Genomic DNA, 23356 nt, shown 5'->3' on the forward strand with positions numbered 1-23356 from the left:
ACCCCGGCGGAGTGCGGGACGATCTCAGCGGGAGATTGCACCTGCCACCTCTTAGTACTTCAGCAGGTTGGCGTCGTCCACAGACGCCGACCTGCGGGTTCGGAAGATCATCACGATGATGGCAAGGCCGATCACGACCTCCGCCGCGGCCACCACCATCACGAAGAAGGCGATCAGCTGGCCGTCCAGGTTGCCGTGCTGCCGGGCGAAGGTGACGAACGCGAGGTTGCAGGCGTTGAGCATCAGCTCCACGCACATGAACACCACGATGGCGTTGCGTCGCGTGAGCACGCCGATGGCACCGATCGCGAAGAGCAGCCCGGAGAGCACCAGGTAGTGAGTGGTCACTTGCCGTCCTCCTGCTGGAGCGCGTCCTTCACTTGGACGGGCTTGTCGGCCAGGTCCGGGTTCTCGTCCTGGGGGGCGTCCTTCTCCAGGACCTGCCTGATGAGCGCCGCCTTCGCCGGGTCGGTGGGGGCGAAACCCTCCTCCACCTCGTGCCGGGCGAGCACCCGGTTGATCGACTTGGCCGCGACCGTGCCGTCGGGCAGCAGGGCGGGCATGTCGATGGCGTTGTGCAGCGCGTAGGTGCCCGGTCCGGGCAGCGGCGAGGGCTGCGGGCCGGAGAAGCGGGCACGGGCCAGGTCACGCTGGGTCGCCCTGGGCCGGATCCGCTCGCGGTGGGCGAGCACCATCGCGCCGAGCGCGGCGGTGATCAGCAGCGCCGAGGTGACCTCGAAGGCGAAGACGTGCCTCGTGAAGATCAGCTGCGCCAGCGAGGGCACGTTGCCGCCCGCTTCCTGCACCGCGGCGCCCAGTCCGGTGGGCGCGCCGTAGGCCGCGTTGCCGATGGCCAGGGCGAGCAGGACCGCGAAGCCCAGGCCCGCGATCGCCGCCCAGAGACGCTGTCCCTTGATCGTCTCGACCAGCGAGTCGGAGGAGTCGACGCCGACGAGCATCAGGACGAACAGGAAGAGCATCATGACCGCGCCGGTGTAGACGATGATCTGCACGGCGGCGAGGAACGGGGCGTCCTGGACCGCGTAGAGCACGGCCAGCGAGAGCATGACGACGCCCAGCATCAGGGCGGAGTAGACCGCTTTGCGGCTGAAGACGAGTCCGAGGGCGGCCAGTACGGAGACGACCGCCAGGACCCAGAACGTGATGGTCTCACCCATTGTTTCGTCCCAGCCGGTAGTAGTCCTCTTCGGTCTCGCCGAGACGCATGGGGTGCGGCGGGGCCTCCATGCCGGAGCCGAGCGGCGCGAGCAGCATCTCCTTGGTGTAGATGAGGCTCTCACGGCTGCTGTCGGCGAGCTCGTATTCGTTGGTCATCGTCAGGGCGCGCGTCGGGCACGCCTCGATGCACAGGCCGCACAGGATGCACCGCAGGTAGTTGATCTGGTAGGTGCGCCCGTAACGCTCGCCCGGCGAGTAACGCTCCTCGTCGGTGTTGTCCGCACCCTCGACGAAGATCGCGTCGGCCGGGCAGGCCCACGCGCACAGCTCGCAGCCCACGCACTTCTCCAGGCCGTCGGGCCAGCGGTTGAGCTGGTGCCGGCCGTGGAAGCGCGGAGCCGTGGGCCGCTTCTCCTCGGGGTAGTTGACCGTCTCGACCTTCTTGAACATGGTGTGGAAGGTCACGCCGAACCCCTTGATGGGGTTCAGCCAATCAGTTGCTCCCACTGGAAACCTCCTTGCGCGCCACCCCGTGGTAGTGCGGCAGGTCAAGCGGCGGCACGGGGAAGCCACCCGCGGTGGGCTCGGCCTGGAGCTGCTCGAACTCGGCCTGGATCTGGGCGGCCTTGTCCTCCTTGCGCTTCTGCAGCACGCTGTCGAAGCGCCACCAGATGCCGAGGCAGCCGACCATGACGAGGGCGGCGAGGATCAGCACGACCGAGCGGTTGACGTCCTGGATCTGCAGGGCCCTGACGGTGGCGACCAGGAGGATCCACGCCAGGTTGATCGGGATGAGGATCTTCCAGCCGAGGGCCATGAGCTGGTCGTAGCGGATTCGCGGCAGCGAGGCCCGGCACCAGACGAAGAAGGAGAAGACCAGCACCATCTTCAGGAAGAACCAGAGCAGCGGCCACCAGCCGGTGTTGGCCCCGTCCCACATGGAGATCGGCCACGGTGCCCGCCAGCCGCCCATGAACAGCGTGATCGACACCGCGGAGACCACGAAGACGTTGACGTACTCGGCGAGCATGATGATGGCGAACTTCAGCGAGTTGGAGTACTCGGTCTGGAAGCCGCCGACCAGCTCGCCCTCGCCCTCGGGAAGGTCGAAGGGGACCCGGTTGGTCTCGCCCAGCATGGTGACGATGTAGATCAGGAAGGACGGGATCAGCAGGATCATGTACCACGAGGGCATCGGGATCTGCAGACCGCCCAGGTTGAGCACCCCGCCGGAGGCCTGCGCCGCGACGATCTCCGAGGTGGAGAGCGTCCCGGCGAACAGGAACACCCCCACGAACGACAGGCCCATCGCGATCTCGTACGAGACCACCTGGGCGCTGGCCCGCAGACCGCCGAGCACGGCGTAGGGCGAGCGGGAGCCCCAGCCGGCGAGCACGATGCCGTACACGCCGATCGAGGCCATCGCCAGCACCAGCAGCACCGCGACCGGCAGGTCGGTCAGCTGCAGCGGCGTCTCGACGCCGAACATCGAGACCTTGGGGCCCATCGGGATGACGGAGAAGGCCAGGAAGGCCGGGACCCCCAGGACGACCGGGGCGATGAAGTAGATCACCTTGTCGACGGTCCGGGGCATCAGGTCTTCCTTCAGACCCATCTTCAGACCGTCGGCCACCGACTGGAGCAGTCCGAACTTGCCCGCCCGGTTGGGACCGTAGCGGTTCTGCATGCGGGAGATGAGCTTGCGCTCGAACCACACGCCGAAGAGCACGCCCAGCATCAGGACGACGAAGATGACAACGGCCTTGATGATGCTGATCCAGAGCGGGTCCTTGCCGAAGTCGGCAAGGGTCGGATCGGCCGCTAGGAGAGTCCGGGCATTCATTACCGCTCCTCGTTAGCTTCGCCGGCGGTTTCCACCTCGCCGGCCGTCGTGCCGGAGGCACGCTCGGGAAGCACCGTGTCCGCGCCTTCGGGCGCGCCCGCGACCGTGCTCGCCACGCCGGGCGTGACCGGGCTCGCGGCGCTGGGCGCGATCACGCCGGCGGACGCGCTCCCGGAGGCCGGCCCGATCGTGACGACCGTACCGGCGACGGCGCGCAGGTCCCGGGTGACCGACCGGCCGGCCGAGTTGGCCGGCAGCCACACCACCCGGTCGGGCAGGTCGGCGATCCGCACCGGCAGGGTCAGCGAGCCGTGCTCGGCGCCGACGGTGATCTGGTCGCCGTCCACCAGGCCGACCTCCGCCGCGGTGGCCTCGGAGACCAGAGCCTCGGCCGCGCGGGCGGTACCCGCCAGGTAGGGCTCGCCCGCCTGCAGGCGGCCGTCGTCGAGCAGCAGGTGCCAGGTGGCCAGGACGGCCTCGCCGGCCTCCGGCCGGGCGGGGGCCGCGCCGTCCGCCGCGGGGGCGGGGGTGCGCGGGCCGCGCCAGGCGCCGATCGAGGCCAGCTCGCGGCGGGTGGCGGCCGGGTCGGGCAGGCCCAGGTGGACGTCCATGGCGTCGGCGATGGCGGAGATGACCCGCAGGTCGCTCATGACGCCGGGGACGCGCAGCGCCTCCTCGAAGGTGCGCCCGCGCCCCTCCCAGTTGACGAACGTGCCGGACTTCTCGGCCGTCACGGCGACCGGCAGGACCACGTCGGCCCGGTCGGTGACCGCGCTGGCGCGCTGCTCCAGGCTCACGATGAACGGGGTGTTCTCCAGGGCCAGCAGGGCGGCCTGCGGCGCGGCCAGGTCGTAGGGGTCGACACCGGCGACGACGAGGGCGTCGAGCTCCCCGTCGAGCGCCGCCCGCAGGATGCCGGTGGTGTCGCGGCCCTCGCCCTCGGGCAGCGAGGCGACGTTCCACACCCGGGCCACCTCGGCGCGGGCGGTCTCGTCACCGACGGGGCGGCCGATCGGCAGCAGGTTCGGCAGCGCGCCGGCCTCAAGGGCGCCGCGCTCGCCGGCGCGGCGCGGGATCCAGGCCAGGCGGGCGCCGGTGGAGGCGGCCAGCCGGACCAGCGCCGAAAGCGCGCCCGGTACCGTCGCCAGCCGCTCGCCGGCCAGGATGATCGCGCCCGGCTGCCCGATCGCCTCGGCGGCGGCCGGGGCGGCGGCGGCGAGGTCGTCGAGGACGGCGGTCTCGGCGCCCGGCGCCGCCTGCACGAGCGTGCCGCCCATCTTGGCGAGCCCGGCGGTGGCGAACGGCGCGACCGAGAAGACCTTCAGGCCCTTCTTCCGCCACGCCTTGCGCAGGCGCAGGAAGACGATCGGCGACTCCTCGTCCGGCTCGAAGCCCGCCAGGAGCACGGCCGGCGCCTTCTCCAGGTCCGCGTACCGGACCTCGATGCCCTTGCCCGCGACGGCGTGCGCCAGGAACTGCGCCTCCTCCGCGGAGTGGGGGCGGGCGCGGAAGTCGACGTCGTTGGTGCCGAGGGCGATCCTGGCGAACTTGGCGTAGCCGTAGGCCTCCTCGACGGTGACGCGCCCGCCGACGAGCACGCCCGCGCGTCCGCGCGCCGCGGCCAGGCCCCGGGCCGCGACGGCGAACGCCTCGGGCCAGGACGCCGGGACCAGGCGGCCCTCCTCGTCACGGACGAGGGGGGTCTTCAGCCGGTCGGGCTGGGTGCCGTAGGTGAAGGCCCAGCGGCCCTTGTCGCAGTTCCACTCCTCGTTGACCTCGGGGTCGTCCCCGGCCAGGCGGCGGGTGACCTTGCCGCGGCGGTGGTCGGTGCGCAGGGAGCAGCCGCTGGCGCAGTGCTCGCAGGCGCCGGGCGTGGAGATCAGGTCGAACGGGCGGGCCTGGAAACGGTACGCCGCGCCGGTCAGCGCGCCCACCGGGCAGATCTGCACGGTGTTGCCGGAGAAGTAGGACTCGAACGGCCGCCCGTCGGCGGCGCCGACCTGCTCCTTGGCCCCGCGCTCGAAGAAGTCGATGAGCGGGTCGCCGGCGATCTCATCGGAGAAGCGGATGCAGCGGGCGCACTGGACGCAGCGCTCGCGGTCGAGCAGCACCTCGCTGGAGAGCGCCACGGGCTTGGGGAAGGTCCGCTTCTTCTCCTGGAAGCGGCTCTCGCCCTGGCCGTTGGACATCGCCTGGTTCTGCAGCGGGCACTCGCCGCCCTTGTCGCAGACCGGGCAGTCGAGCGGGTGGTTCATGAGCAGCAGCTCCATGACACCGCGCTGCGCCTTCTCGGCGACCGGGGAGGTGAGCTGGGTCTGCACGACCATGCCCTGGGCGACCTCGATCGCGCAGGAGGGCTGCGGTTTGGGGAACCCGCGGCCGTTGCCGGCGTCCGGGATGTCCACCAGGCACTGGCGGCAGTTGGCCGCCGGTTCCAGCAGCGGGTGGTCGCAGAACCGCGGGATCTGGATGCCGAGCAGCTCGGCCGCCCGGATGATCAGCGTGCCCTTGGGCACGCTCACCTGGAAGCCGTCGATGGTGACGGTGACCAGGTCCACCGGCGCCTGGGCCGGGGTGGTGGCTTCGACGGTCATGGCGCCTCCTCCGTCGGCCTCATGACCGAAACGGTGCTGTGCTTGTCGGTTGCCTCGCGCCTGGCGATCACTTCGTCCCCCACAGCCTGGACGGGGCGTGGTCGAACGGGCAGCCGCCGATCTCGAAGTGCTTGAGGTACTCGTCGCGGAAGAGCTTCACCGACGAGTGGATGGGACTGGTGGCGCCGTCGCCCAGGGCGCAGAAGGAGCGCCCGAGGATGTTGTCGGCGATGTCGGTGATCGTGGTCAGGTCCTCCTCGGTGCCCTGCCCCTTCTCCAGCCGCTTGAGGACCTGCTTGAGCCAGTAGGTGCCCTCCCGGCACGGGGTGCACTTGCCGCAGGACTCGTGCGCGTAGAACTCGGTCCAGCGCAGCACGGCGCGGACCACGCACGTGGTCTCGTCGAAGATCTGCAGGGCCCGGGTGCCGAGCATGGAGCCCTTGGCGCCGACCGACTCGAAGTCGAGCGGGACGTCGAGGTGCTCGTCGGTGAAGATCGGCGTGCTGGACCCGCCGGGGGTCCAGAACTTGAGCCGGTGCCCCTCGCGGATGCCGCCGGACATGTCGAGCAGCTCACGCAGGGTGATGCCGAGCGGCGCCTCGTACTGGCCGGGCCTGGTCACGTGCCCGCTCAGCGAGAAGATGCCGAAGCCCTTGGACTTCTCGGTGCCCATCCCCGCGAACCAGTCGGCGCCGTTGGCGATGATCGAGGGAACACTCGCGATCGACTCGACGTTGTTGACGACGGTGGGCGAGGCGTACAGGCCCGCCACGGCGGGGAAGGGGGGCTTGAGCCGAGGTTGGCCGCGGTGACCTTCCAGCGAGTCGAGCAGCGCCGTCTCCTCGCCGCAGATGTAGGCGCCGGCTCCGCTGTGCACGACCAGCTCCAGGTCGAAGCCCGAGCCGAAGAGGTCCTTGCCGAGGTAGCCCTTGGCGTACGCCTCGGCGACGGCCGCCTGCAGGCGGCGGATGACGTGCAGGACCTCGCCGCGCACGTAGATGAAGGCGTGGTTGGCCCGGATCGCGTACGAGGCGATGATGACGCCCTCGACCAGCGCGTGCGGGTTGGCCATCATCAGCGGGATGTCCTTGCACGTGCCCGGCTCGGACTCGTCGGCGTTGACCACCAGGTAGTGCGGCTTGCCGTCGCCCTGGGGGATGAAGCCCCACTTCATGCCGGTGGGGAAGCCCGCGCCGCCGCGGCCGCGCAGTCCGGAGTCCTTGACGGCCTGGATGACGGCGTCCGGGTCCATGCCCAGGGCCTTCTTGGCCGCCGAGTAGTCGCCGTAGCCCTCCAGGGTGAAGGAGTTTGGCTGGTCCCAGTTCGCGGTGAGAACCGGGGTGAGAGTGGTCACTTCGTCTCCTCGCCTGGCAGCCCGTCGCTCCGGGACGAGGCCGCACCGTGCCTGATGGCTCGCTCGTTACGCCTGCTCACGCTTCGGGAGCCTTCCAACCTTTGGCCTTGGCGATCTTGAGGCCCTCCAGGGAGGGGTCGCCCGCCGTGGGGCCGTCCGCGGCCAGGCCGTCGGGCAGCCCGGCCAGCACCCGCGAGGCCTCCTTGAACGTGCAGAGCTTCTTCGGCCCGCGGGTCGGCGAGACCTCCTTGCCGTCCCTGAGGTCGTCGACGAGCTGCTTGGCCGAGGCCGGGGTCTGGTTGTCGAAGAACTCCCAGTTGACCATCATGACCGGGGCGAAGTCGCAGGCGGCGTTGCACTCCAGCCGCTCCAGCGAGATCTTCCCGTCCGCCGTCGTCTCGTCGTGGCCGACGCCGACGTGCTCGGACAGCTCGTCCCAGATCTGGTCGCCGCCCATGACCGCGCAGAGCGTGTTGATGCACACGCCCACGTGGTACTGGCCCATCGGCCTGCGCTTGTACATCGTGTAGAAGGTCGACACGCCCACGACCTCGGCCTTGCTCAGGCCGAGCATCTCGGCGCAGAACTCGTGACCGGCGTCGGACACGTAGCCGTCCTCCGACTGCACCAGGTGCAGCAGGGGAAGCAGGGCCGACCGCGGCTTGGGGTAGCGGCCGATGATCTCCTTGGCGTCCCGCTCCAGGCGTTCGCGGACGTCCGGCGCGTAACCACCGTTCACGGTCGCGCTCTCCTTCTCGCCGGCCGCGCGGGCGGCCCGGTTCGCGGGCTCACCGCCCGTGGCCGTGGTCGTGCCCACCGCGGTCTCACCGGTCAGACCGGTGCCCGTGGTCGCGTTGATCTTTTCGTCGCTCATCGGTCGACGCCTCCCATGACCGGGTCGATCGAGGCCACCGCCGAGATGACGTCGGCGACCATGCCGCCCTCGCACGTCGCGGGCATGGCCTGCAGGTTCGTGAAGGACGGGTCGCGGAAGTGCACGCGGTACGGGCGGGTGCCGCCGTCGCTGACCACGTGGGCGCCGAGCTCGCCGCGGGGCGACTCGACCGAGGCGTACGCCTGCCCGGCCGGGACCCGGAAGCCCTCGGTGACCAGCTTGAAGTGGTGGATCAGCGCCTCCATCGAGCCGCTCATGATGTGCGCGATGTGGTCGGGCGAGTTGCCCAGGCCGTCGGGGCCGAGCGCCAGCTGCGAGGGCCAGCCGATCTTCTTGTCGTCGATCATCACGCGCCCGCCCTTGAGCGGGCCGGCCAGCCGGTCGAGAGCCTGCTCAATGATCTTGAGCGACTCCTCCATCTCGGTGATCCGGACCAGGTAGCGCCCGTAGACGTCGGCGGTCTTCTGGGTCGGGACGTCGAACTCGTAGGTCTCGTAGCCGCAGTAGGGCTGCGACTTGCGCAGGTCCCACGGCAGGCCCGCGGCCCGCAGCATCGGGCCGGTGACGCCCAGCGCCATGCAGCCGGTGAGGTCGAGGTAGGCGATGTCCTTGGTCCGGGCCAGGTAGACCGGGTTGGCGTCGAGCATCTTGCGCATGTCCTTGATGCGCTGCGGCATGATCCTCAGCAGCTCGGCGACCTTGTCGACGGCCCCGGCCGGCAGGTCGACGGAGACGCCGCCCGGCCGGACGTAGGCCATGTTCATCCGCAGGCCGGTGATGTACTCCATCACGTCGAGCACCATCTCACGCTCGCGGGAGCCGAACAGGAACGGGGTGGTCGCGCCCAGCTCCATGCCGAAGGTGCCGATGGCCACCCAGTGCGAGGAGATCCGGGTGAGCTCCATCATCATCACGCGGATGGCCTGGGCCCGCTCGGGGATCCGGTCGGTGATGCCCAGCAGCTTCTCGACGGCCATGCAGTAGGCCGTCTCGTTGAAGATCGGCGAGAGGTAGTCCATGCGGGTGACGAACGTGGTCCCCTGGGTCCACGTCCGGTACTCCATGTTCTTCTCGATGCCGGTGTGCAGGTAGCCGATGACCGTGCGGGCCTCGGTGACCGTCTCGCCGTCGAGGTTGAGGACCAGGCGGAGCACGCCGTGGGTGGACGGGTGCTGGGGGCCCATGTTGACGACGAGCTGCTCGTCCTGCTGCCCGGACAGGGTCTCGACCAGCTCCGTCCAGTCGTTGCCGGAGACCGTGTAGACCCTGCCCTCCGTGGCCTCGTCGAAGCCCCCGGCGGCCTCGCCCAGGCCCCCGGTGGGCTCGTCGACCTTGACGTTCTCCTCGTACGCGGCGCTCACCGGTAAGACCTCCTCTGGTCCGGCGCGGGGATCTCGGCGCCGCGGTACTCGACCGGGATGCCGCCGAGCGGGTAGTCCTTGCGCTGGGGGTGCCCGTCCCAGTCGTCGGGCATCATGATCCGCGTCAGCGCCGGGTGCCCGTCGAAGACGATGCCGAAGAAGTCCCACGTTTCCCGCTCGTGCCAGTCGTGGGTCGGGTAGACCGAAACCGTGGAGGGGATGTGGGGATCGGCGTCGGGGCAGGAGACCTCCAGGCGGAGGCGGCGGTTGTGGGTGATCGAGCACAGGTGGATCACCGCGTGCAGCTCCCGGCCCTCCAGGTGGGGGTAGTGCACCCCGGAGACGCCGAGCGAGAGCTCGAACCGCAGGGCGGGATCGTCACGCAGGACCCTGACGACGTCGAGCAGGCGCTCGCGCCGCACGTGGAAGGTCAGCTCCCCGCGGTCGACGACCACGCGCTCGACGGCGTCGGAGAGGTCACCGCCGAGAGCGCGCTCCAGCTCGTCGGCGATGGTGTCGAAGTAGCCACCGTACGGGCGGGGGGTGGACAGCTCGGGCTTGCGCCGCACGACGAGGCGGCCGTACCCGGAGGTGTCACCGGTGCCCGAGGCGCCGAACATGCCCCGGTGGTCGACCGGCTCCTCCGGCAGGCCGGGAAGGTTGTCAGTGCTCATAGTCGCTCACCGCTCCTCGTTCGCTGCGCGGGCCGCTCGTACCTCGCGGACCACTCCGCTCACTGCGTCGAGTTCGCTCCGGCTCATCAGTCGCTCACCGCTCCTCGTTCGCTGCGCGGGCCGCTCGTACCTCGCGGACCACTCCGCTCACTGCGTCGAGTTCGCTCCGGCTCATCAGTCGCTCACCGTTCCTCGTTCGCTGCGCTCACCGTGTCGGGTCCGGTCGTCATTTGACGGTCCCCTGGTCGATCAGCGGGAGCGTCCGCAGCGCCTGCAGCTCCAGTTCGTCGATCTGCTTGGCGCGGTGCGCACCGAACTTCATGTTCTGGATCTTGTCGTGCAGCTTGACGATCGCGTCGATGAGCATCTCGGGCCGCGGCGGACAGCCGGGCAGGTAGATGTCGACCGGGACGACGTGGTCCACGCCCTGCACGATCGCGTAGTTGTTGAACATGCCGCCGCTGGAGGCGCACACGCCCATGGCGATGACCCACTTGGGCTCGGCCATCTGGTCGTAGATCTGACGGAGCACCGGGGCCATCTTCTGCGACAGGCGCCCCGCCACGATCATCAGGTCGGCCTGGCGCGGAGACGCCGAAGCGCGCTCCATGCCGAAGCGCGCCAGGTCGTGCTTGGGACCACCGGTGGACATCAGCTCGATGGCGCAGCAGGCCAGGCCGAAGGTCGCCGGCCAGACGGAGTTCTTACGCGCCCAGCCGGCGACCTGCTCGACCGTGCTGAGCATGAACCCGCTCGGAAGTTTCTCTTCAAGACCCATATCTAGTCCCAGTCCAGACCCTTGCGGCGCCACACGTACGCGTAGGCCACGAGCACGGTGACGATGAACAGCAGCATCTCGACCAACCCGAAGACCCCGAGCTTGTTGAAGGCGACCGCCCACGGGTAGAGGAAGATGATCTCGATGTCGAACACGATGAAGAGCATCGCGGTGATCATGTATTTCAGCGGGAAGCGACCGCCGCCCACGGGCTGGGGCGTCGGCTCGATGCCGCATTCGTAGGCGTCGAGTTTCGCGCGGTTCCAGCGCTTGGGACCGGTGAAGGGGGCGATCGTCACCGAGAAGATCGCAAATCCCGCCGCGAGAACGGCGAGCACCAGGATGGGTGCGTAAAGCTCCATCGCTACGCCTCCTCTCCCATCTCCACGCGCGCCGGCGCGTAGCTCTGCATGTCGGTGTATTTCGCAAGTGTAGGCAGGGCGATCATCGCCCCCGGTTCGGGCTTCCAGGCGTTCGCTGAGGTCATGCCGGTGGCGCCACCTTCGACAGGGCGTTGATGATGCGATCCGACGCGTCGCCTCGCCGGTCGGTGAGATTAGCAAGGAGTTTGAGCGCGAACCGCATCAGGCGGGGGTGCGGCAGCGCGTGCCGGGTCGCGAAGTTCATCACACCGCGGTGCCCGATGAGCTCCACGAAACCACGCCCAAGGGTGAAGTATCCACCGTAGACGTCCTTGAGCGTCTGCGGGTAGGCGCGTAGCACCCGCTCCCGCTGGGCGGCGGTGACCCTGCCGAGGGCCTGGACGATGGTCTCGGCGGCGATGTGGCCGGTCTCCATCGCGTACGCGATGCCCTCGCCGTTGAACGGGTTGATCATCCCGCCGGCGTCCCCGACCAGCACCAGGCCGCGCGTGTAGTGCGGCTGGCGGTTGAAGGCCATCGGCAGGGCGGCCCCCCTGATGGGGGTCGTCATGTTCTCCTCGACGTAGCCCCACTCGGCCGGCATGCCCTTCACCCAGCGCCGCAGCAGGTCGCGGTAGTCCATGCTCTTGAAGGCGTCGCTGGTGTTCAGCAGGCCCAGGCCCACGTTGGACGTGCCGTCGCCGACGCCGAAGATCCAGCCGTAGCCGGGCAGCAGCGTGTCGCCGTCCCACAGCTCCAGCCAGGTCTCCAGGTAGTCGTCGTCGTGACGCGGACTGGTGAAGTAGGTGCGCACCGCGACGCCCATCGGGCGGTCCTGGCGCTTGTGCAGCCCCATAGCCAGGGACACCCGGGTGGAGTTGCCATCGGCGGCGACCACCAGGCGGGAGCGGTAGGAGACCTCCTCGTCGTCCTTCTTGGCGACGACCCCGACGATGTGACCGCTGCGGTCGTCGAGGATGGGGGCGGTGACGGTGACCCCCTGGAGCAGGCGGACACCCGCCTTGACCGCGTTCTCCGCGAGGATCTGGTCGAAGTCCTGGCGGGTGCGGACCAGGCCGAAGTCGGGGTAGCTCGACAGCTCGGGCCAGTCGAGCTCGAAGCGCAGGCCCCCGCCGACCACGCGCAGGCCCTTGTTCCTGATCCAGCCGGGGGCGTCGATGTCGATTCCCATGGCGAGGAGTTGCTTGACGGCCCGGGGCGTCAGCCCGTCGCCGCAGACTTTCTCCCGGGGAAAGGTGGTCTTCTCCAGCAACAGGACGTCAAGCCCGGCCTGTGCGAGATGGAAAGCGGTTGTCGAACCGGCGGGCCCGGCGCCGACGACGATGACGTCGGCGTCAGCCTCAGCGACATTCCGCTGTGTGGCGGCTGGCACGGTCACGGGACCTGTCCTGTCCTACACGCTTTGAGGGCCTCGGGGTAAGGGGCCTTTCGTTCCTTTGTGAAGTGCTTCACAAACTTGTCGGCCCGAAGTCTAACGCCTTTGCAGGGCAAAGTGTCAGGCGGGTGTCACGATCGCGAGCCAATCTTCTATACGGGCTTATATGCACGGTGAAGGGCCACGATTCCGAGGCTGAGGTTGCGCCACGCGACCCGCTCCCAGCCCGCCTCCTGGATGATCTTAGCCAGCGCCGCCTGGTCGGGCCACGCCCGGATCGACTCCGCCAGGTACTCGTACGAGTCGTCGTTGGAGCCGAAGACCTTGGCGACCTTCGGCAGCAGCTTCATCAGGTACTGGGAGTAGACGAGGTCGAACGAGCTGGGCGTCGGGTGCGAGAACTCCAGGATCACCAGACGCGCCCCCGGCTTGGCCACCCGGTACATCTCGCGGAGCGCCTGGCCGGTGTCGTGCACGTTCCGCAGCGCCGTGGAGATCGTCACCGCGTCGAAGACCTCGTCGGCGAAGGGCAGTCGCAGCGCGTCGCCCGCGATGAAGCTGACGCCCCGCACCCCTCCGCCGTGGACGCCCGAGCCGCCGCGCCGCCGGACGCCGGTGCGCAGCATGCCGAGCGAGAAGTCGGAGGCGATCGCGCGCGCGCCCAGCGCGGTGAACGTGTCGGTGGAGGTGCCGGTGCCCGCGCCGAGGTCGAGGACCAGCTCGCCGGGGCCGGCGTCGACGGCCGCCGCGGTCGCCTTGCGCCACAGCCGGACCTGCCCCATGGAGATGATGTCGTTGACGAGGTCGTAGCGCCGGGCCGTGCGATCGAACATCGCGGCGACCTCGTGCGGGTGCTTGTCCAGAGAAGCGCGCGTCATGTCACCAGCCTAGGCCCGCCCCGGCAATCCACGGAAAGTAGTCGTTCGGTTACCTAGAGCGTGCTACCAATTGTCGAATGTTTGCCAGAATCACTTCCGTGCTGGCCACGGCGCTGCTCCTGGCGCCCGCGGGGGTCGCCGCCGCCGGCACCGTGAAGCACAGCGGAGTCGTCTCGGCCGACCCGGTCGACAGCACCCCCCACGTGCTCGACGGGATCGTCAACGCCATCGCGCTGGTGGGCGGCACGGTGGTCGTGGGCGGATCGTTCAGCGCGGTGCGCGAGGCGGGAAGCACGCGCACGCTGCCGCGGTCCGGACTGTTCGCCTACGAGTCGGCCACCGGCCGGGTCCTGTCCGGCTTCGCGCCGCACGTCGACGGCCCGGTCCTCGCGCTGGCCGCGGGCGTGCACGGCACCGTCTACGTGGGGGGGCGGTTCTCGGCGGCGGGCGGCGTGTGGGCGCGCGGCCTGACTCTGCTCCGGCTCGCCGACGGCTCACCGGTGACCGGCTTCGGCCCCCGCGTCCACGACGGGGCGGTCACCAGTCTGGCCAGGCGCGGCCGGCAACTGTACGTCGGCGGCGACTTCACCCGGATCGGCGGCGCCAACCGCACGGCCCTGGCCCGGCTGGACGCCGTCACCGGCGCCGCCGACCCGGGTTTCGCGGTCAGGCCGGGCGCGCCCCGGGGCGGCCGGACGAGGGTGCACGCGCTGTCCCTCGGCCGCGACCGGCTGGCGGTCGACGGCGACTTCACCACCCTCGACGGGATGTCCCGCCCGCAGCTCGGCCTGATCGACGTGGCCGCCGCACCGGCGCGGGTCGCCCCGTGGCGGACGCGCGCCTACGAGGGCAGGTGCCGCGACGACTTCCCCAGCTACGTGCGCGGGCTGGACTTCGCGCCCGACGGCGGCTACTTCGTGGTGGTCACCACCGGCGGCCCGATGGGCCCGCGCACGACGTGCGACACCGCCGCGCGCTTCGAGACGTACGCCCCGGGAGAGGTGGCGCCCACCTGGGTGAACCACACGGGGGGCGACTCGCTGTACTCGGTGGCGGTGACCGGGGCGGCGGTCTACGTGGGCGGGCACCAGCGCTGGCTGGACAACCCGCGCGGCCGCGACTCGGCCGGACCGGGGGCCGTGACACGTCCCGGGATCGGGGCGATCCACCCCGGCACCGGCAGGGCCCTGAGCTGGAATCCCACGCGGGAGCGGGGAATCGGCGTCAAGGCATTCCTGGCACATCGGGGCGGATTACTCGTTGGTAGTGACACGACACGGCTTGGTCGCGAGTACCATGCCCGAGTCGGTATGTTCCCGTTGCCGATCACTCCCGATTCTTAGTGATTCGCTCGCTCACCGCGTCCCTCTGTTTCGAGAGCAGGACGTAACTGGCCACGCCGCTGACCAGGAATGCGGCGATCAGCAGGATCAGGGGCTCGCGCAGGCCGAGGAGATAGAGCACGCCCACGCTCACGGCCAGCAGGCCGAGCCGGGACGCTGTGTAAACGAAGACGGGGTGCACAGCGTCGAGGCTACGTCACTCTGCTCGCTCAAGCACGCTCGGTGAACGCCGGGCGGGCACTCTTCGCATCGGGTGTGACCGCTGCTACTCTTCACAAGAGATCAGTTTCGTAAAGAAACACCCACGAGAGTCCCAAAGAGGCTCTATCATCTAACAATCGGGCAGGCAGTCGATAACAACCCGTGATCTTTGTTGAAAACCACGGATAAATCAGGCTTCGCTCGGCACACTGGTTACCTGTCCGCCCGCTGGCAGGAAGCGGGATGCGAGGGGGAGAGATTGTGGAGAGTAGCAGCGAGCGTCTGCTGACGCCCGGAGAGGTTGCCGCCCTCTTCCGGGTTGACCCAAAAACGGTTACGCGCTGGGCCGCGGCAGGCCGCATCAGCAGCATCCGTACCCCCGGAGGGCACCGGCGTTTCCGCGAGTCGGAAGTGCACGCCCTTCTGCGCGGAGAGGACGTCTTGACGGCCGAACGGCCGGCGGGCGAGTCCCCGCGCGTCTGACGACTTATGACGTCACACCATCGGTGATCCTGCGCGCCTTACCCGGAAAGCCGCAGGGTCACCGTGGAGTCGTGTGGAGTGCCACACGACACGGACGGTGACCTCCCCCGTCACCGGATCCCACCCGGTCCGTTCCGGCCGGCCCGCCGCCCGCTCCGGCTCCCGCAGCCCGGGGCCCTTCGAGCCGCCCATCCGCTCGCCGCCTAGGTGTCCTGCTCGGCCTTGAAAGCCAGGAACTCCTTCTCCAACTCGTCGTTCTCCGCGAGCCAGCGCCTCCGCCGCTCGGCCCACTCTTCCTCGGTGATCGACTCGGCCAGCCAGCGGTCGTAGCCGGGATCGCCCGGAGAGATCTCCACGTAGGCGTTGCCGATCAGACGCCCGTCACCGCTGGACAGGGTCTGCGGCACCCGCAGAGTCCCGTCAGCGAGCCGGATGACGTACATCCCAGATCACCTAGATTCCGTAGCGCCGGTTGAAGAACAACATGACGTTGAGCGCCATCCGCGTGTCGCCGCCCAGCATGTCGACCAGCGCGGGGCGCTGCCGGGAGGCGATGGCGGCGAAGGCGTCGGCGAAGAACTCCTTGCGCCCCAGGTCTCCCGGCTGCAGGTGGAACCCGGAGGCCAGCCTGGGGACGCACTGCTCGTAGAGCGCCGCGAACTCCGGTGAGTCGGAGACCCAGCCTCCGTGCGGCGCGTCGACGTCGTCGATCGCGTGACCGACCTCGTGCATCATCACGTCGGGTGTGGGCGAGGGGCGGTCGCCCACCACGATCTTGCGATCACCGTACGCACCCGCGCAGATGTCCCACGTCGCCCGGCCGGACGGCAGCGGAGCGCCGCGCAGGTAGCCCATGTCGTCGAGGTCGGGCACCCCGCCGGCGCCGACGTAGATGCCGTCGAGGCCCTCGGCGAGCTTCGCCTTGAGCCTGTCGGGAAGCCTGGCGAGGCTCTCCACGGCCCGTACGGCCTCCGGGGGAGGCGTCTCCCGCCGGGAGTCCCACTGGCGGTGCAGGATGCGCTCCAGGGGCCCGCAGTGCCGCAGACCGTCGCCCAGGTCGGGGGTGTCGGGCGAGTTCGGCTGGGCCCGGGGCCGCTCGTCGTCGAGCTCGAAGTCCTGCCAGGTGTACTGCGGGCGGTCGACCACGGGCGCGGTGACCGCGCCGGAGCGGTGCTCGGGACGCTCGAACCCGCGCGGGATGTCACCCTCGGGGCGGACATCGCGCTCGCGGGAGGCGTCACTCTCACGAGAGGCGTCACGGGGAGCTTCCCTGAGGGTACTCTCCGCACGCGAGGCCGGACCGCGCTGCCACCACCGCCGTCGATGACGGCCTTTCTCGCCCGAATGTGCCATCGCACCCCCTGGGGAAGCGGCAACGGTCTCTACCGTACGACGTCGATCTTCGCCAGTCACCCGGAACGGAAGGCTGACCGCAGCGGGTCTCACAATGGCTTACAGTTCGGGCATGCCCTTGCTTGTCGGCCTGGCGCTACTCGCCTTCTGGCTCTACTGCTTGTTCGACGTCATCACCACGCCGGACGAGGAGTCCAGGAACCTGCCCAAGCTCCTCTGGGTGCTGATCGTGGTGCTGCTGGTGCCCGTCGGAGGAGTGTTCTGGCTGCTGCTCGGCCGCCCGAACGGTCCCCGGAGCCCTCGTCCCCAGTTCTTCCAGGACAGGCCCCCGCGGCCCGAGGCGCCCAAGGGCCCCGACGACGACCCGGAGTTCCTCAAGGATCTGGAGCGACGCCTGCGCGACGAAGACTGACGGAGGATCGTCGGGAGACGGCCGGCGCGGCCGGGGCCAGCGCCCCGGCCCGGCGTGCCCGCCCCGCTCCCGGCGCCCGGCCTGCCTTCCCACACGGACGCTCCGCATACCCGGACCGTTCCCGGCGCCGGGCCTGCCCGCGTGGGCGCTCCACGTGCCCGCCCCGCTTCCTGTGCCCGGCCGGTCCGCCCGGATCCGCGCTCCGCGCGCCCGGACCGGCGTCCCCGGACGACGACCCCGGGGCGTGGCTACGGCCCCGGGGCGTCCGGTCAGGGCGCCGGGCCGAGAGTCAGCCCGGGACCTCGGCGTAGGAGTGCAGGCCGCCCAGGAAGATGTTCACCCCGACGAGGTTGAACAGCAGGCACGCGAAGGCGACGAGCTGCACGATCATGGCGGCCCTGCCCTTCCAGCCCGCGGTGGCCCGGGCATGCAGGTAGGCGGCGTAGGCGATCCAGGTGATGAACGCCCAGATCTCCTTGGGGTCCCAGCCCCAGTAGCGGCCCCACGCCTTGTCCGCCCAGAGCGCGCCGGCGATGACGGCGAAGGTCCAGATCGGGAAACCGATCACGATGGCCCGGTGCGCGACCCGCTCCAGGTCCTGCCGGGACGGGAGACGGACCGCGGTGTCCTTCCTGACCAGGTAGAGGACACCGGAGACGCCGGCCACGATGAACAGCCCGCTGGCGATGATCGCCGCCGACACGTGGATCGCGACCCAGTACGAGTTCAGCGCGGGCACCACCGGACCGGCCTGCACGTGCAGGTACCGCACGGCGAAGCCGAGGCCCAGGGCCGCGGTGACCATCACGAACGCGCCGAGGAAGCGGATCCGGTAGCGGAGCTGCATGAACAGGAACGCGCTCACCGCCGCCAGGCACATCGCGACCACGAACTCGTACATGTTGCCCCAGGGCCACCGGTCCACCGCCAGGCCCCGGGTCAGGATGGACCCGAGGTTGGCGGCCCAGCCGAGCCAGCTCAGCACGACCCCGGCCGGACCGGCCCACAACGCCCACGCGGAGGGCGCCGTCCGCCGGGCATCGCCCTCCGAGGCGTCCGTCCCGGAGGCGGACTCCGGAGCGGCTCCGCCGCCGACCGCGGCGAGCGCGGGCACGGCCTCGGCGCGGGCCCGCGCCCTGGGCCGGCCGAAGGCCAGGTCGAGCGCGTAGCCGATCATTGCGAAGACGTAGAGCAGGACCGTCGCCAAGATGAGCTGGTCGCTCAGTGTGGCGAGGCCTGGGTCGACCTCAGCGGGCATCCTTCACTCCTGGGTTCAAAGCAGCGACGATCTCGGCGAACTCCTCGCTGAGATCACCGCCTTCGGTACGCGTGAGACCGCCCACCTCGATCTGCCGGCGAACGCCCTCGGGACGGCCGTCCTCCGCCGGGGCCCCGTCCGGTCCCTCCGGCGACGCGGCCGCGTCACGGATCCGCACCCAGACCCGGCGGCGGTGGACGGTCAGGCTCAGCACGAGCCCCACGACGGCCACCACCGAGGCCACGAGCGCGGGCATCCTGCCCGGATCGTAGGCGATCTGCAGGGCGACCCATTCCTTGACCCCGGTGAACTCGATCGAGCCCGCGCCACCCGGCAGGTCGAGCTTCTTGCCCACCGCCAGTGGGTCGGCCTTCATGAGCAGCGGCTTCATCTTCTTCAGGCGCTCGGGCTCGATCTCGTAGACCGACTGCGGGCGCCCGTCGTTCAGGCCCAGGTCACCGGCGAAGGCCCCGTAGACCTGGGCGGTCGGGTTGGCGGCGCCGGGGAAGACCGAGACCCACTCGTCGCCCGCGGGAACGGTCGTCGGCAGGAAACCCACCAGCAGGCCGAGTTGCTCCGGCTTGGCGTCCGGGACCTTGATCACGCACTCGGAGGTGAAGGTGGACGGCTGGACGACCAGGCAGGGCACCGGCCCGTCGAAGGCCACCTGGCCGCTCCCGTCGGTGATCTTGAAGGTGGGCGCGTAGCCGTGGTCGATCAGGTAGGTCAGCGTGCCGTTGACGTCCAGCGGCTCGTTGACCTTGAGCACGTAGTCGCGCTCGCGCGCCCCGGGCGCGTCGGTGACCTTCAGCGCGGCCTCGAAGTCCAGCGGCTGCCCGGCCTTCTCACCCTGGGCGATGTAGGTGGCCCGGAAGTCCCCGACGGTGAAGGAGAACGGCTCCAGCGACTCGGCGCTGACCTGCTGACCGGGCATGTAACGGTCGTAGGCCGCGACCGTGTTGGAGAACCCGTCGCCCTCGACCACCAGCACGTTGCCACGGTAGCCGTACAGCGCGCCCACCCCGACCGCGACCAGCAGCCCGAGCAGCGCGACGTGGAAGAGCAGGTTGCCGGTCTCGCGCAGGTAGCCCTTCTCCGCGGCGACCCAGCCGGGGCCCGTGGTCACCCGGAACCGCCGGGAGCGCAGCCGGGCGGCGGCGGCCTCGACGGTCAGGTCCGCCTCGAAGGAGGCGTGCTGCGGCAGCCGGGACAGGTTGCGGGGCGCCGCGGGCGGTTTCCTGCGCAGCTCGCGCAGGTGGGCCGTGGTGCGCGGCAGCACGCAGCCGATCAGCGACAGGAACAGCAGCAGGTAGATCGCGGCGAACCAGGGCGCCTTGAACACGTCGAACAGCCAGAACCTGTCGAGCCACTCGGCGAGCTGCGGGCTGTCGGTGAAGTACTGGGCCACCTTGGCGTCGGACACGCCGCGCTGCGGCCAGATCGAGCCGGGGATCGACGCGAGGGCGAACAGGAACAGCAGGATCAGCGCGGTCCGCATCGAAGTGAGCGTCCGCCAGAACCAGCGCGCCCAGCCGGCCAGCCCGAACCCTGCGGGGCCTCCCTCCCCCGCGGGCCCCGCCCCGGCGGCCGAGGCCGCCCGGGTGCCCTGGGGAACGGATGTGCCCCGTTCGGCGCTCTCGCCGCGGTCGGGGCCCTGCTCCCGGTCGAGGGCCTGATCGGCGCCCCGGCCGCGATCCGCGGAGTCCGCCGGGCCGGCCGGACCGGCCACGTCGGTCACCGGGCCGCGCCCCGAGCGGCCGGTCGTCGTGTCGGGGTCGGCTTCGCTCACCGCTCGCTCCCTCCCACCCGGTTCGACGTGTCCCATCAGATCACCGGCTCGAATCCGCCGATCCATCCCTGCATCCCCGCGATGAGCTGCGCCCAGAGCCCCGTGACGAGCAGGACGCCGACGGCGACCAGCATGACGCCACCGGCCCGGGTGATCAGCTGAGAGTGCCGGCGCACCGCCTTGAACGTCCGCAGGGCCTTGCTGTACGCCATCCCGGCCACCACGAACGGCAGTCCGAGGCCCAGCGCGTACGCGAACGCGAGCAGCGCCCCGCGCCCCGCGCTGCCCTCGTTGAGGCCCAGGGTGAGCACGACCCCGAGCGTGGGACCGATGCAAGGGGTCCAGCCGAGACCGAACACCAGGCCGAGCAGCGGCGCCCCCGCCAGGCCCGCGGCGGGGGCCCGGTGGATGCGGAAGTCGCGCTGCAGTCCCGGGACGGCGCCCATGAAGGCCAGGCCCAGCACGATCGTGAGGGCGCCCAGGACACGCGTGATGATCTCGGCGTTGCCGAACAGCACCGCGCCGAGGCCGCCGAACAGCGCCCCTCCGGCCACGAACACGGCGGCGAACCCCATCACGAACAGCACGATGCCCAGGACCATGCGCCCCCGCCGGGGGTCGGCGCTCATGCCGGTCACGTACGACAGGTAACCGGGCACCAGGGGCAGCACGCAGGGCGAGAGGAACGACACCAGACCCGCCGCGACCGCGATCGGCAGCGCCAGCACGAGCGACCCGCTCGCGACCGTACCCACCAGGTCAGCGCTCATCGCGGGCCCACCGCCGTCCGGAGTCGTGGCGCCCCGTCATTTCTCGCCGCCGACCTTGGTGACGGCGTCGAGGAGGTCGGCGTACTTGACCGCCCCGAGGGCCCGCGCGGCGATCCTTCCCTGCCGGTCGATGATCAGAGTCGAGGGGATGGCCGCCGGGGGGACCGTGCCCTGGAAGGAGAGCGCCACCCTGCCCGGCTGGTCGAAGATGCTGGGGTAACCCGGGGCGTGGCTGCGCTCGAACGCGAGCGCGTCGGCCTTGCGGTCCTTGAAGTCGACGCCGAGGAACTCCACCCCGTCGGCCTTGGTCTTGGCCGCGATGTCCTTGAGCACCGGGGCCTCGGCCCGGCAGGGCGCGCACCAGGACGCCCAGAAGTTCAGCACCACGACCTTGCCCTTGTGCGCGGCGAGCGACGCGGAACCACCGTCGAGGGTCTCGCCCTCCACCGCCGGGGCGGGCCTGCGGTCGGCGGCCTGGAACACGGTGATCTTTCCGTCGCCCGCGACGAAGCGAGTGTCACCGGTCTGCGGCTGCGACCCCTGGGTTCCCGCGCACCCGGTCACGGCGGCAAGCAGCACGAAGGCCGTGGTGAGGAACTTTGCGCGCATGGGTGGCAGGATCTCCCTGTACTACAACCGGTAGAGCAGTCACTCTACCGGCGGAGTCAGGCGCCCGGCACAGTGGGGCGTTTGACGAGCGCGGCCGCGGGCTCGCTGTATCCGACGCTGATCAACCGGTTGCCCTCGAAAGAGAGACTGGTGAGGCTGGCGAGACCGCACTGCCTGCGGCGGGGGTCGTGCGGCAGGCGCCTGCCCTCGGCCGCGAGGCGGATGGTCCAGATCGGGAGCTGGTGGCTGACCAGGATCGCCTCGTGCCCGCGCGCCGCGTCGCGGGCGGCCTCGACGGCCGCCCGCATCCGCCGGACCAGGTGGACGTACGGCTCCCCCCACGAGGGGCGGAGCGGGTTCCACAGGTGGCGGTACAGGCGCGGGTTGCGGAAGACCCCGTCGCCGCCGCCGATCGGCAGCCCCTCGAAGATGTTCTGGGCCTCGATGAGCCGCTCGTCGAGCGTTACCTCCAGGTGGAAGGTCTTCGCGAGCGGGACTGCGGTCTCCTGGGCGCGCTCGAGCGGCGAGGAGAACAGCGCGGTCACATCGCGCCCGGCGACGGACTTGGCCACCGTCTCGGCCATCAGCCGGCCGTTCTCGGACAGGTGATAGCCGGGCAGCCTGCCGTACAGGACGTTGGCGGGGTTGTGCACCTCACCGTGGCGCAGGAGGTGGACGACGGTGGTCTCAGCCATGGTGCAGCTAGCCTACCGACAGGTACGGAAAGCGATGTGCGGGTGGGCCTCTCCGCCCACACCGGCACCGCAACCGACGGGCCGCGCCCGCCGTCGCGAGCGTTCCACCCCGCTCAGCGGGCCGTCACATCCGGTCACCCCGCTCAGCGGACCGTCATGTCCGCGTCACCCCGCTCAGCGGACCGTCATGTCCGGCACGGGGCACTGCAGGTCGGCGGCGACCACCTTGAGCGCGTCGACCGCCGCGCGGATGGCCGGGCGGCGGGCCGCGTCGCTGCGCCAGAGGGCGTAGAGCCTGCGGGTGGGGCGCGACCTGATCGGGACGACCCGCACGCCCTCGGGGACGAAGTCGCGGCCCAGGCGGGGGATGATGGCGCACCCCTGGCCGGCCGCGACGAGGGCCATCTGGGTCGGGTACTCGTCCGCCATGCAGGTGATCTCCGGCTCCAACTCGGCCGAGCGCAGCGTGTAGACCAGCCAGTCGTGGCAGACGGTGCCGGGTGAGGAGCTGATCCACCGATCCCCGCACAGCTCGGCCAGCTCGATCTCTGACCGGCCGGCCAGCGGGTGGGACGCGGGCAGGACCACGTCGGCGATGTCGTCGAGGAGCGCCGCCCGGGAGAGCCCCTCGGGAATCGGCAGGGGGCGGTTCATCCAGTCCTGGGCCACCGCGAGGTCGAGCTCACCGCGGGTCACCTCCCGGATCTGCCGCTCCGGCTCCCGCTCCATGAGTTGCAGGCGCAGATCGGGATGGCGCTTCCGCAGGAGGGTCAGCGCGGCGGGGAGCAGCCCCCGGGCCGCGGTCGGGAAGGCCCCGATGCTCAGCCGCCCCACGACCTCACCGCGCAGCGCCTCGAAGTCGGCCTCCGCGGTCTCGACCAACGCGAGAATGCGCCCGGCGTGGTCGGCGAGGAGCCCGGCCGCGTCGGTCAGCCGCACGCCGCGGCCGTTGCGCTCCAGCAGCGTCGCGCCGGTCTCGCGCTCCAGCTTGGCGAGCTGCTGGGAGACCGCCGACGGGGTCACCATGAGCGCGTCGGCCGCCGCGCCCACCGACCCGTAGACGGAGACCGCGTGCAGGGCCTTCAGCCGGTTCAGGTCCAACATGTAAGCAAGTCTAAACAACCAACTG

General features: G+C 70.4%; 26 protein-coding genes. 3 read left to right on the forward strand and 23 right to left on the reverse strand.

The features are described from left to right. Positions 1–51 precede the first annotated feature (51 nt). The 14 genes from nuoK to ABD841_RS13335 form a co-directional block, all read right to left on the reverse strand. Positions 52–348, reverse strand: coding sequence for an NADH-quinone oxidoreductase subunit NuoK (gene nuoK / locus ABD841_RS13270; protein WP_344971097.1), 297 nt, complete (start codon positions 346–348; stop codon positions 52–54). Next, positions 345–1178 (reverse strand): NADH-quinone oxidoreductase subunit J, encoded by an 834-nt coding sequence (locus ABD841_RS13275; protein ID WP_344971099.1) that lies wholly within the window; start codon positions 1176–1178, stop codon positions 345–347. Before ABD841_RS13275 ends, nuoK begins: the two co-directional genes overlap by 4 nt. Further along, positions 1171–1686, reverse strand: a complete 516-nt coding sequence (gene nuoI / locus ABD841_RS13280; RefSeq protein WP_344971101.1) for an NADH-quinone oxidoreductase subunit NuoI — start codon at positions 1684–1686, stop codon at positions 1171–1173. The genes ABD841_RS13275 and nuoI overlap by 8 nt, the downstream gene beginning before the upstream one ends. Then, on the reverse strand, positions 1673–3022 hold the full coding sequence (gene nuoH / locus ABD841_RS13285; protein ID WP_344971102.1) for an NADH-quinone oxidoreductase subunit NuoH: 1350 nt from the start codon (positions 3020–3022) through the stop codon (positions 1673–1675). Before nuoH ends, nuoI begins: the two co-directional genes overlap by 14 nt. Then, positions 3022–5616, reverse strand: coding sequence for an NADH-quinone oxidoreductase subunit G (locus ABD841_RS13290; RefSeq protein ID WP_344971104.1), 2595 nt, complete (start codon positions 5614–5616; stop codon positions 3022–3024). The genes nuoH and ABD841_RS13290 overlap by 1 nt, the downstream gene beginning before the upstream one ends. A 67-nt stretch (positions 5617–5683) precedes the next feature. Next, on the reverse strand, positions 5684–6970 hold the full coding sequence (gene nuoF / locus ABD841_RS13295) for an NADH-quinone oxidoreductase subunit NuoF (RefSeq protein WP_344971105.1): 1287 nt from the start codon (positions 6968–6970) through the stop codon (positions 5684–5686). A 76-nt stretch (positions 6971–7046) separates the two neighbouring features. Then, complete coding sequence (gene nuoE, locus ABD841_RS13300; RefSeq protein WP_344971107.1) at positions 7047–7844, reverse strand: NADH-quinone oxidoreductase subunit NuoE; 798 nt, start codon at positions 7842–7844, stop codon at positions 7047–7049. After that, positions 7841–9097 (reverse strand): NADH-quinone oxidoreductase subunit D, encoded by a 1257-nt coding sequence (locus ABD841_RS13305; protein ID WP_344971195.1) that lies wholly within the window; start codon positions 9095–9097, stop codon positions 7841–7843. The genes nuoE and ABD841_RS13305 overlap by 4 nt, the downstream gene beginning before the upstream one ends. Positions 9098–9222: 125 nt before the next feature. Then, positions 9223–9900 carry an NADH-quinone oxidoreductase subunit C gene (locus ABD841_RS13310; RefSeq protein ID WP_344971109.1) on the reverse strand — a complete coding sequence of 226 codons (678 nt, stop codon included), beginning with the start codon at positions 9898–9900 and terminating at the stop codon, positions 9223–9225. A 226-nt stretch (positions 9901–10126) separates the two neighbouring features. Continuing rightward, complete coding sequence (locus ABD841_RS13315; protein ID WP_344971110.1) at positions 10127–10678, reverse strand: NuoB/complex I 20 kDa subunit family protein; 552 nt, start codon at positions 10676–10678, stop codon at positions 10127–10129. Between the two features lie 2 nt (positions 10679–10680). Beyond that, the gene (locus ABD841_RS13320; RefSeq protein WP_344971112.1) at positions 10681–11040 is read right to left on the reverse strand and encodes an NADH-quinone oxidoreductase subunit A; all 360 of its coding nucleotides are present in this window, start codon (positions 11038–11040) and stop codon (positions 10681–10683) included. A 2-nt stretch (positions 11041–11042) separates the two neighbouring features. Continuing rightward, positions 11043–11165, reverse strand: a complete 123-nt coding sequence (locus tag ABD841_RS13325) for a hypothetical protein (RefSeq protein ID WP_344971113.1) — start codon at positions 11163–11165, stop codon at positions 11043–11045. After that, the gene (locus ABD841_RS13330; RefSeq protein ID WP_344971114.1) at positions 11162–12439 is read right to left on the reverse strand and encodes a geranylgeranyl reductase family protein; all 1278 of its coding nucleotides are present in this window, start codon (positions 12437–12439) and stop codon (positions 11162–11164) included. The genes ABD841_RS13325 and ABD841_RS13330 overlap by 4 nt, the downstream gene beginning before the upstream one ends. 149 nt (positions 12440–12588) lie before the next feature. Beyond that, positions 12589–13314, reverse strand: a complete 726-nt coding sequence (locus tag ABD841_RS13335; protein WP_344971116.1) for a demethylmenaquinone methyltransferase — start codon at positions 13312–13314, stop codon at positions 12589–12591. Between the two features lie 77 nt (positions 13315–13391). Here ABD841_RS13335 and ABD841_RS13340 point away from each other — a divergent pair, with 77 nt between their 5' ends. Next, positions 13392–14657: a delta-60 repeat domain-containing protein gene (locus ABD841_RS13340; RefSeq protein WP_344971118.1), complete on the forward strand. Its 1266-nt coding sequence runs from the start codon at positions 13392–13394 to the stop codon at positions 14655–14657. Here ABD841_RS13340 and ABD841_RS13345 read toward each other — a convergent pair. Continuing rightward, positions 14641–14838 (reverse strand): DUF4229 domain-containing protein, encoded by a 198-nt coding sequence (locus ABD841_RS13345; protein ID WP_344971120.1) that lies wholly within the window; start codon positions 14836–14838, stop codon positions 14641–14643. The two genes, ABD841_RS13340 and ABD841_RS13345, sit on opposite strands and share 17 nt — an antisense overlap. 263 nt (positions 14839–15101) lie before the next feature. Between ABD841_RS13345 and ABD841_RS13350 the strand changes: the two genes are divergently transcribed. After that, complete coding sequence (locus tag ABD841_RS13350; RefSeq protein ID WP_012887349.1) at positions 15102–15341, forward strand: BldC family transcriptional regulator; 240 nt, start codon at positions 15102–15104, stop codon at positions 15339–15341. A 203-nt stretch (positions 15342–15544) separates the two neighbouring features. Here the strand turns inward: ABD841_RS13350 and ABD841_RS13355 are convergent, their stop codons facing one another. Then, positions 15545–15784 (reverse strand): hypothetical protein, encoded by a 240-nt coding sequence (locus tag ABD841_RS13355; RefSeq protein ID WP_344971122.1) that lies wholly within the window; start codon positions 15782–15784, stop codon positions 15545–15547. 10 nt (positions 15785–15794) lie between these two features. Further along, positions 15795–16694: a hypothetical protein gene (locus ABD841_RS13360; protein WP_344971123.1), complete on the reverse strand. Its 900-nt coding sequence runs from the start codon at positions 16692–16694 to the stop codon at positions 15795–15797. Between the two features lie 112 nt (positions 16695–16806). Here ABD841_RS13360 and ABD841_RS13365 point away from each other — a divergent pair, with 112 nt between their 5' ends. Continuing rightward, positions 16807–17106, forward strand: a complete 300-nt coding sequence (locus ABD841_RS13365; RefSeq protein ID WP_425581982.1) for a PLDc N-terminal domain-containing protein — start codon at positions 16807–16809, stop codon at positions 17104–17106. A gap of 289 nt (positions 17107–17395) precedes the next feature. Here ABD841_RS13365 and ccsA read toward each other — a convergent pair whose 3' ends face one another. The 6 genes from ccsA to ABD841_RS13395 all read right to left on the reverse strand — a co-directional run bounded on the left by ccsA (position 17396) and on the right by ABD841_RS13395 (position 23331). Further along, positions 17396–18364, reverse strand: coding sequence for a cytochrome c biogenesis protein CcsA (gene ccsA, locus ABD841_RS13370; protein WP_344971127.1), 969 nt, complete (start codon positions 18362–18364; stop codon positions 17396–17398). Then, the gene (gene resB / locus ABD841_RS13375) at positions 18354–20153 is read right to left on the reverse strand and encodes a cytochrome c biogenesis protein ResB (protein ID WP_344971129.1); all 1800 of its coding nucleotides are present in this window, start codon (positions 20151–20153) and stop codon (positions 18354–18356) included. The genes ccsA and resB overlap by 11 nt, the downstream gene beginning before the upstream one ends. Positions 20154–20188: 35 nt before the next feature. Then, the gene (locus ABD841_RS13380) at positions 20189–20923 is read right to left on the reverse strand and encodes a cytochrome c biogenesis CcdA family protein (protein ID WP_344971131.1); all 735 of its coding nucleotides are present in this window, start codon (positions 20921–20923) and stop codon (positions 20189–20191) included. A 36-nt stretch (positions 20924–20959) separates the two neighbouring features. Continuing rightward, positions 20960–21532 (reverse strand): TlpA family protein disulfide reductase, encoded by a 573-nt coding sequence (locus ABD841_RS13385; protein ID WP_344971132.1) that lies wholly within the window; start codon positions 21530–21532, stop codon positions 20960–20962. Between the two features lie 56 nt (positions 21533–21588). Beyond that, positions 21589–22227, reverse strand: coding sequence for a histidine phosphatase family protein (locus tag ABD841_RS13390; protein WP_344971134.1), 639 nt, complete (start codon positions 22225–22227; stop codon positions 21589–21591). A gap of 174 nt (positions 22228–22401) precedes the next feature. Beyond that, on the reverse strand, positions 22402–23331 hold the full coding sequence (locus tag ABD841_RS13395; protein ID WP_344971136.1) for a LysR family transcriptional regulator: 930 nt from the start codon (positions 23329–23331) through the stop codon (positions 22402–22404). Positions 23332–23356: the final 25 nt, after the last annotated feature.

It is taken from the genome of Streptosporangium fragile (assembly GCF_039534445.1).
In the GTDB taxonomy this organism is placed as follows: domain Bacteria; phylum Actinomycetota; class Actinomycetes; order Streptosporangiales; family Streptosporangiaceae; genus Streptosporangium; species Streptosporangium fragile.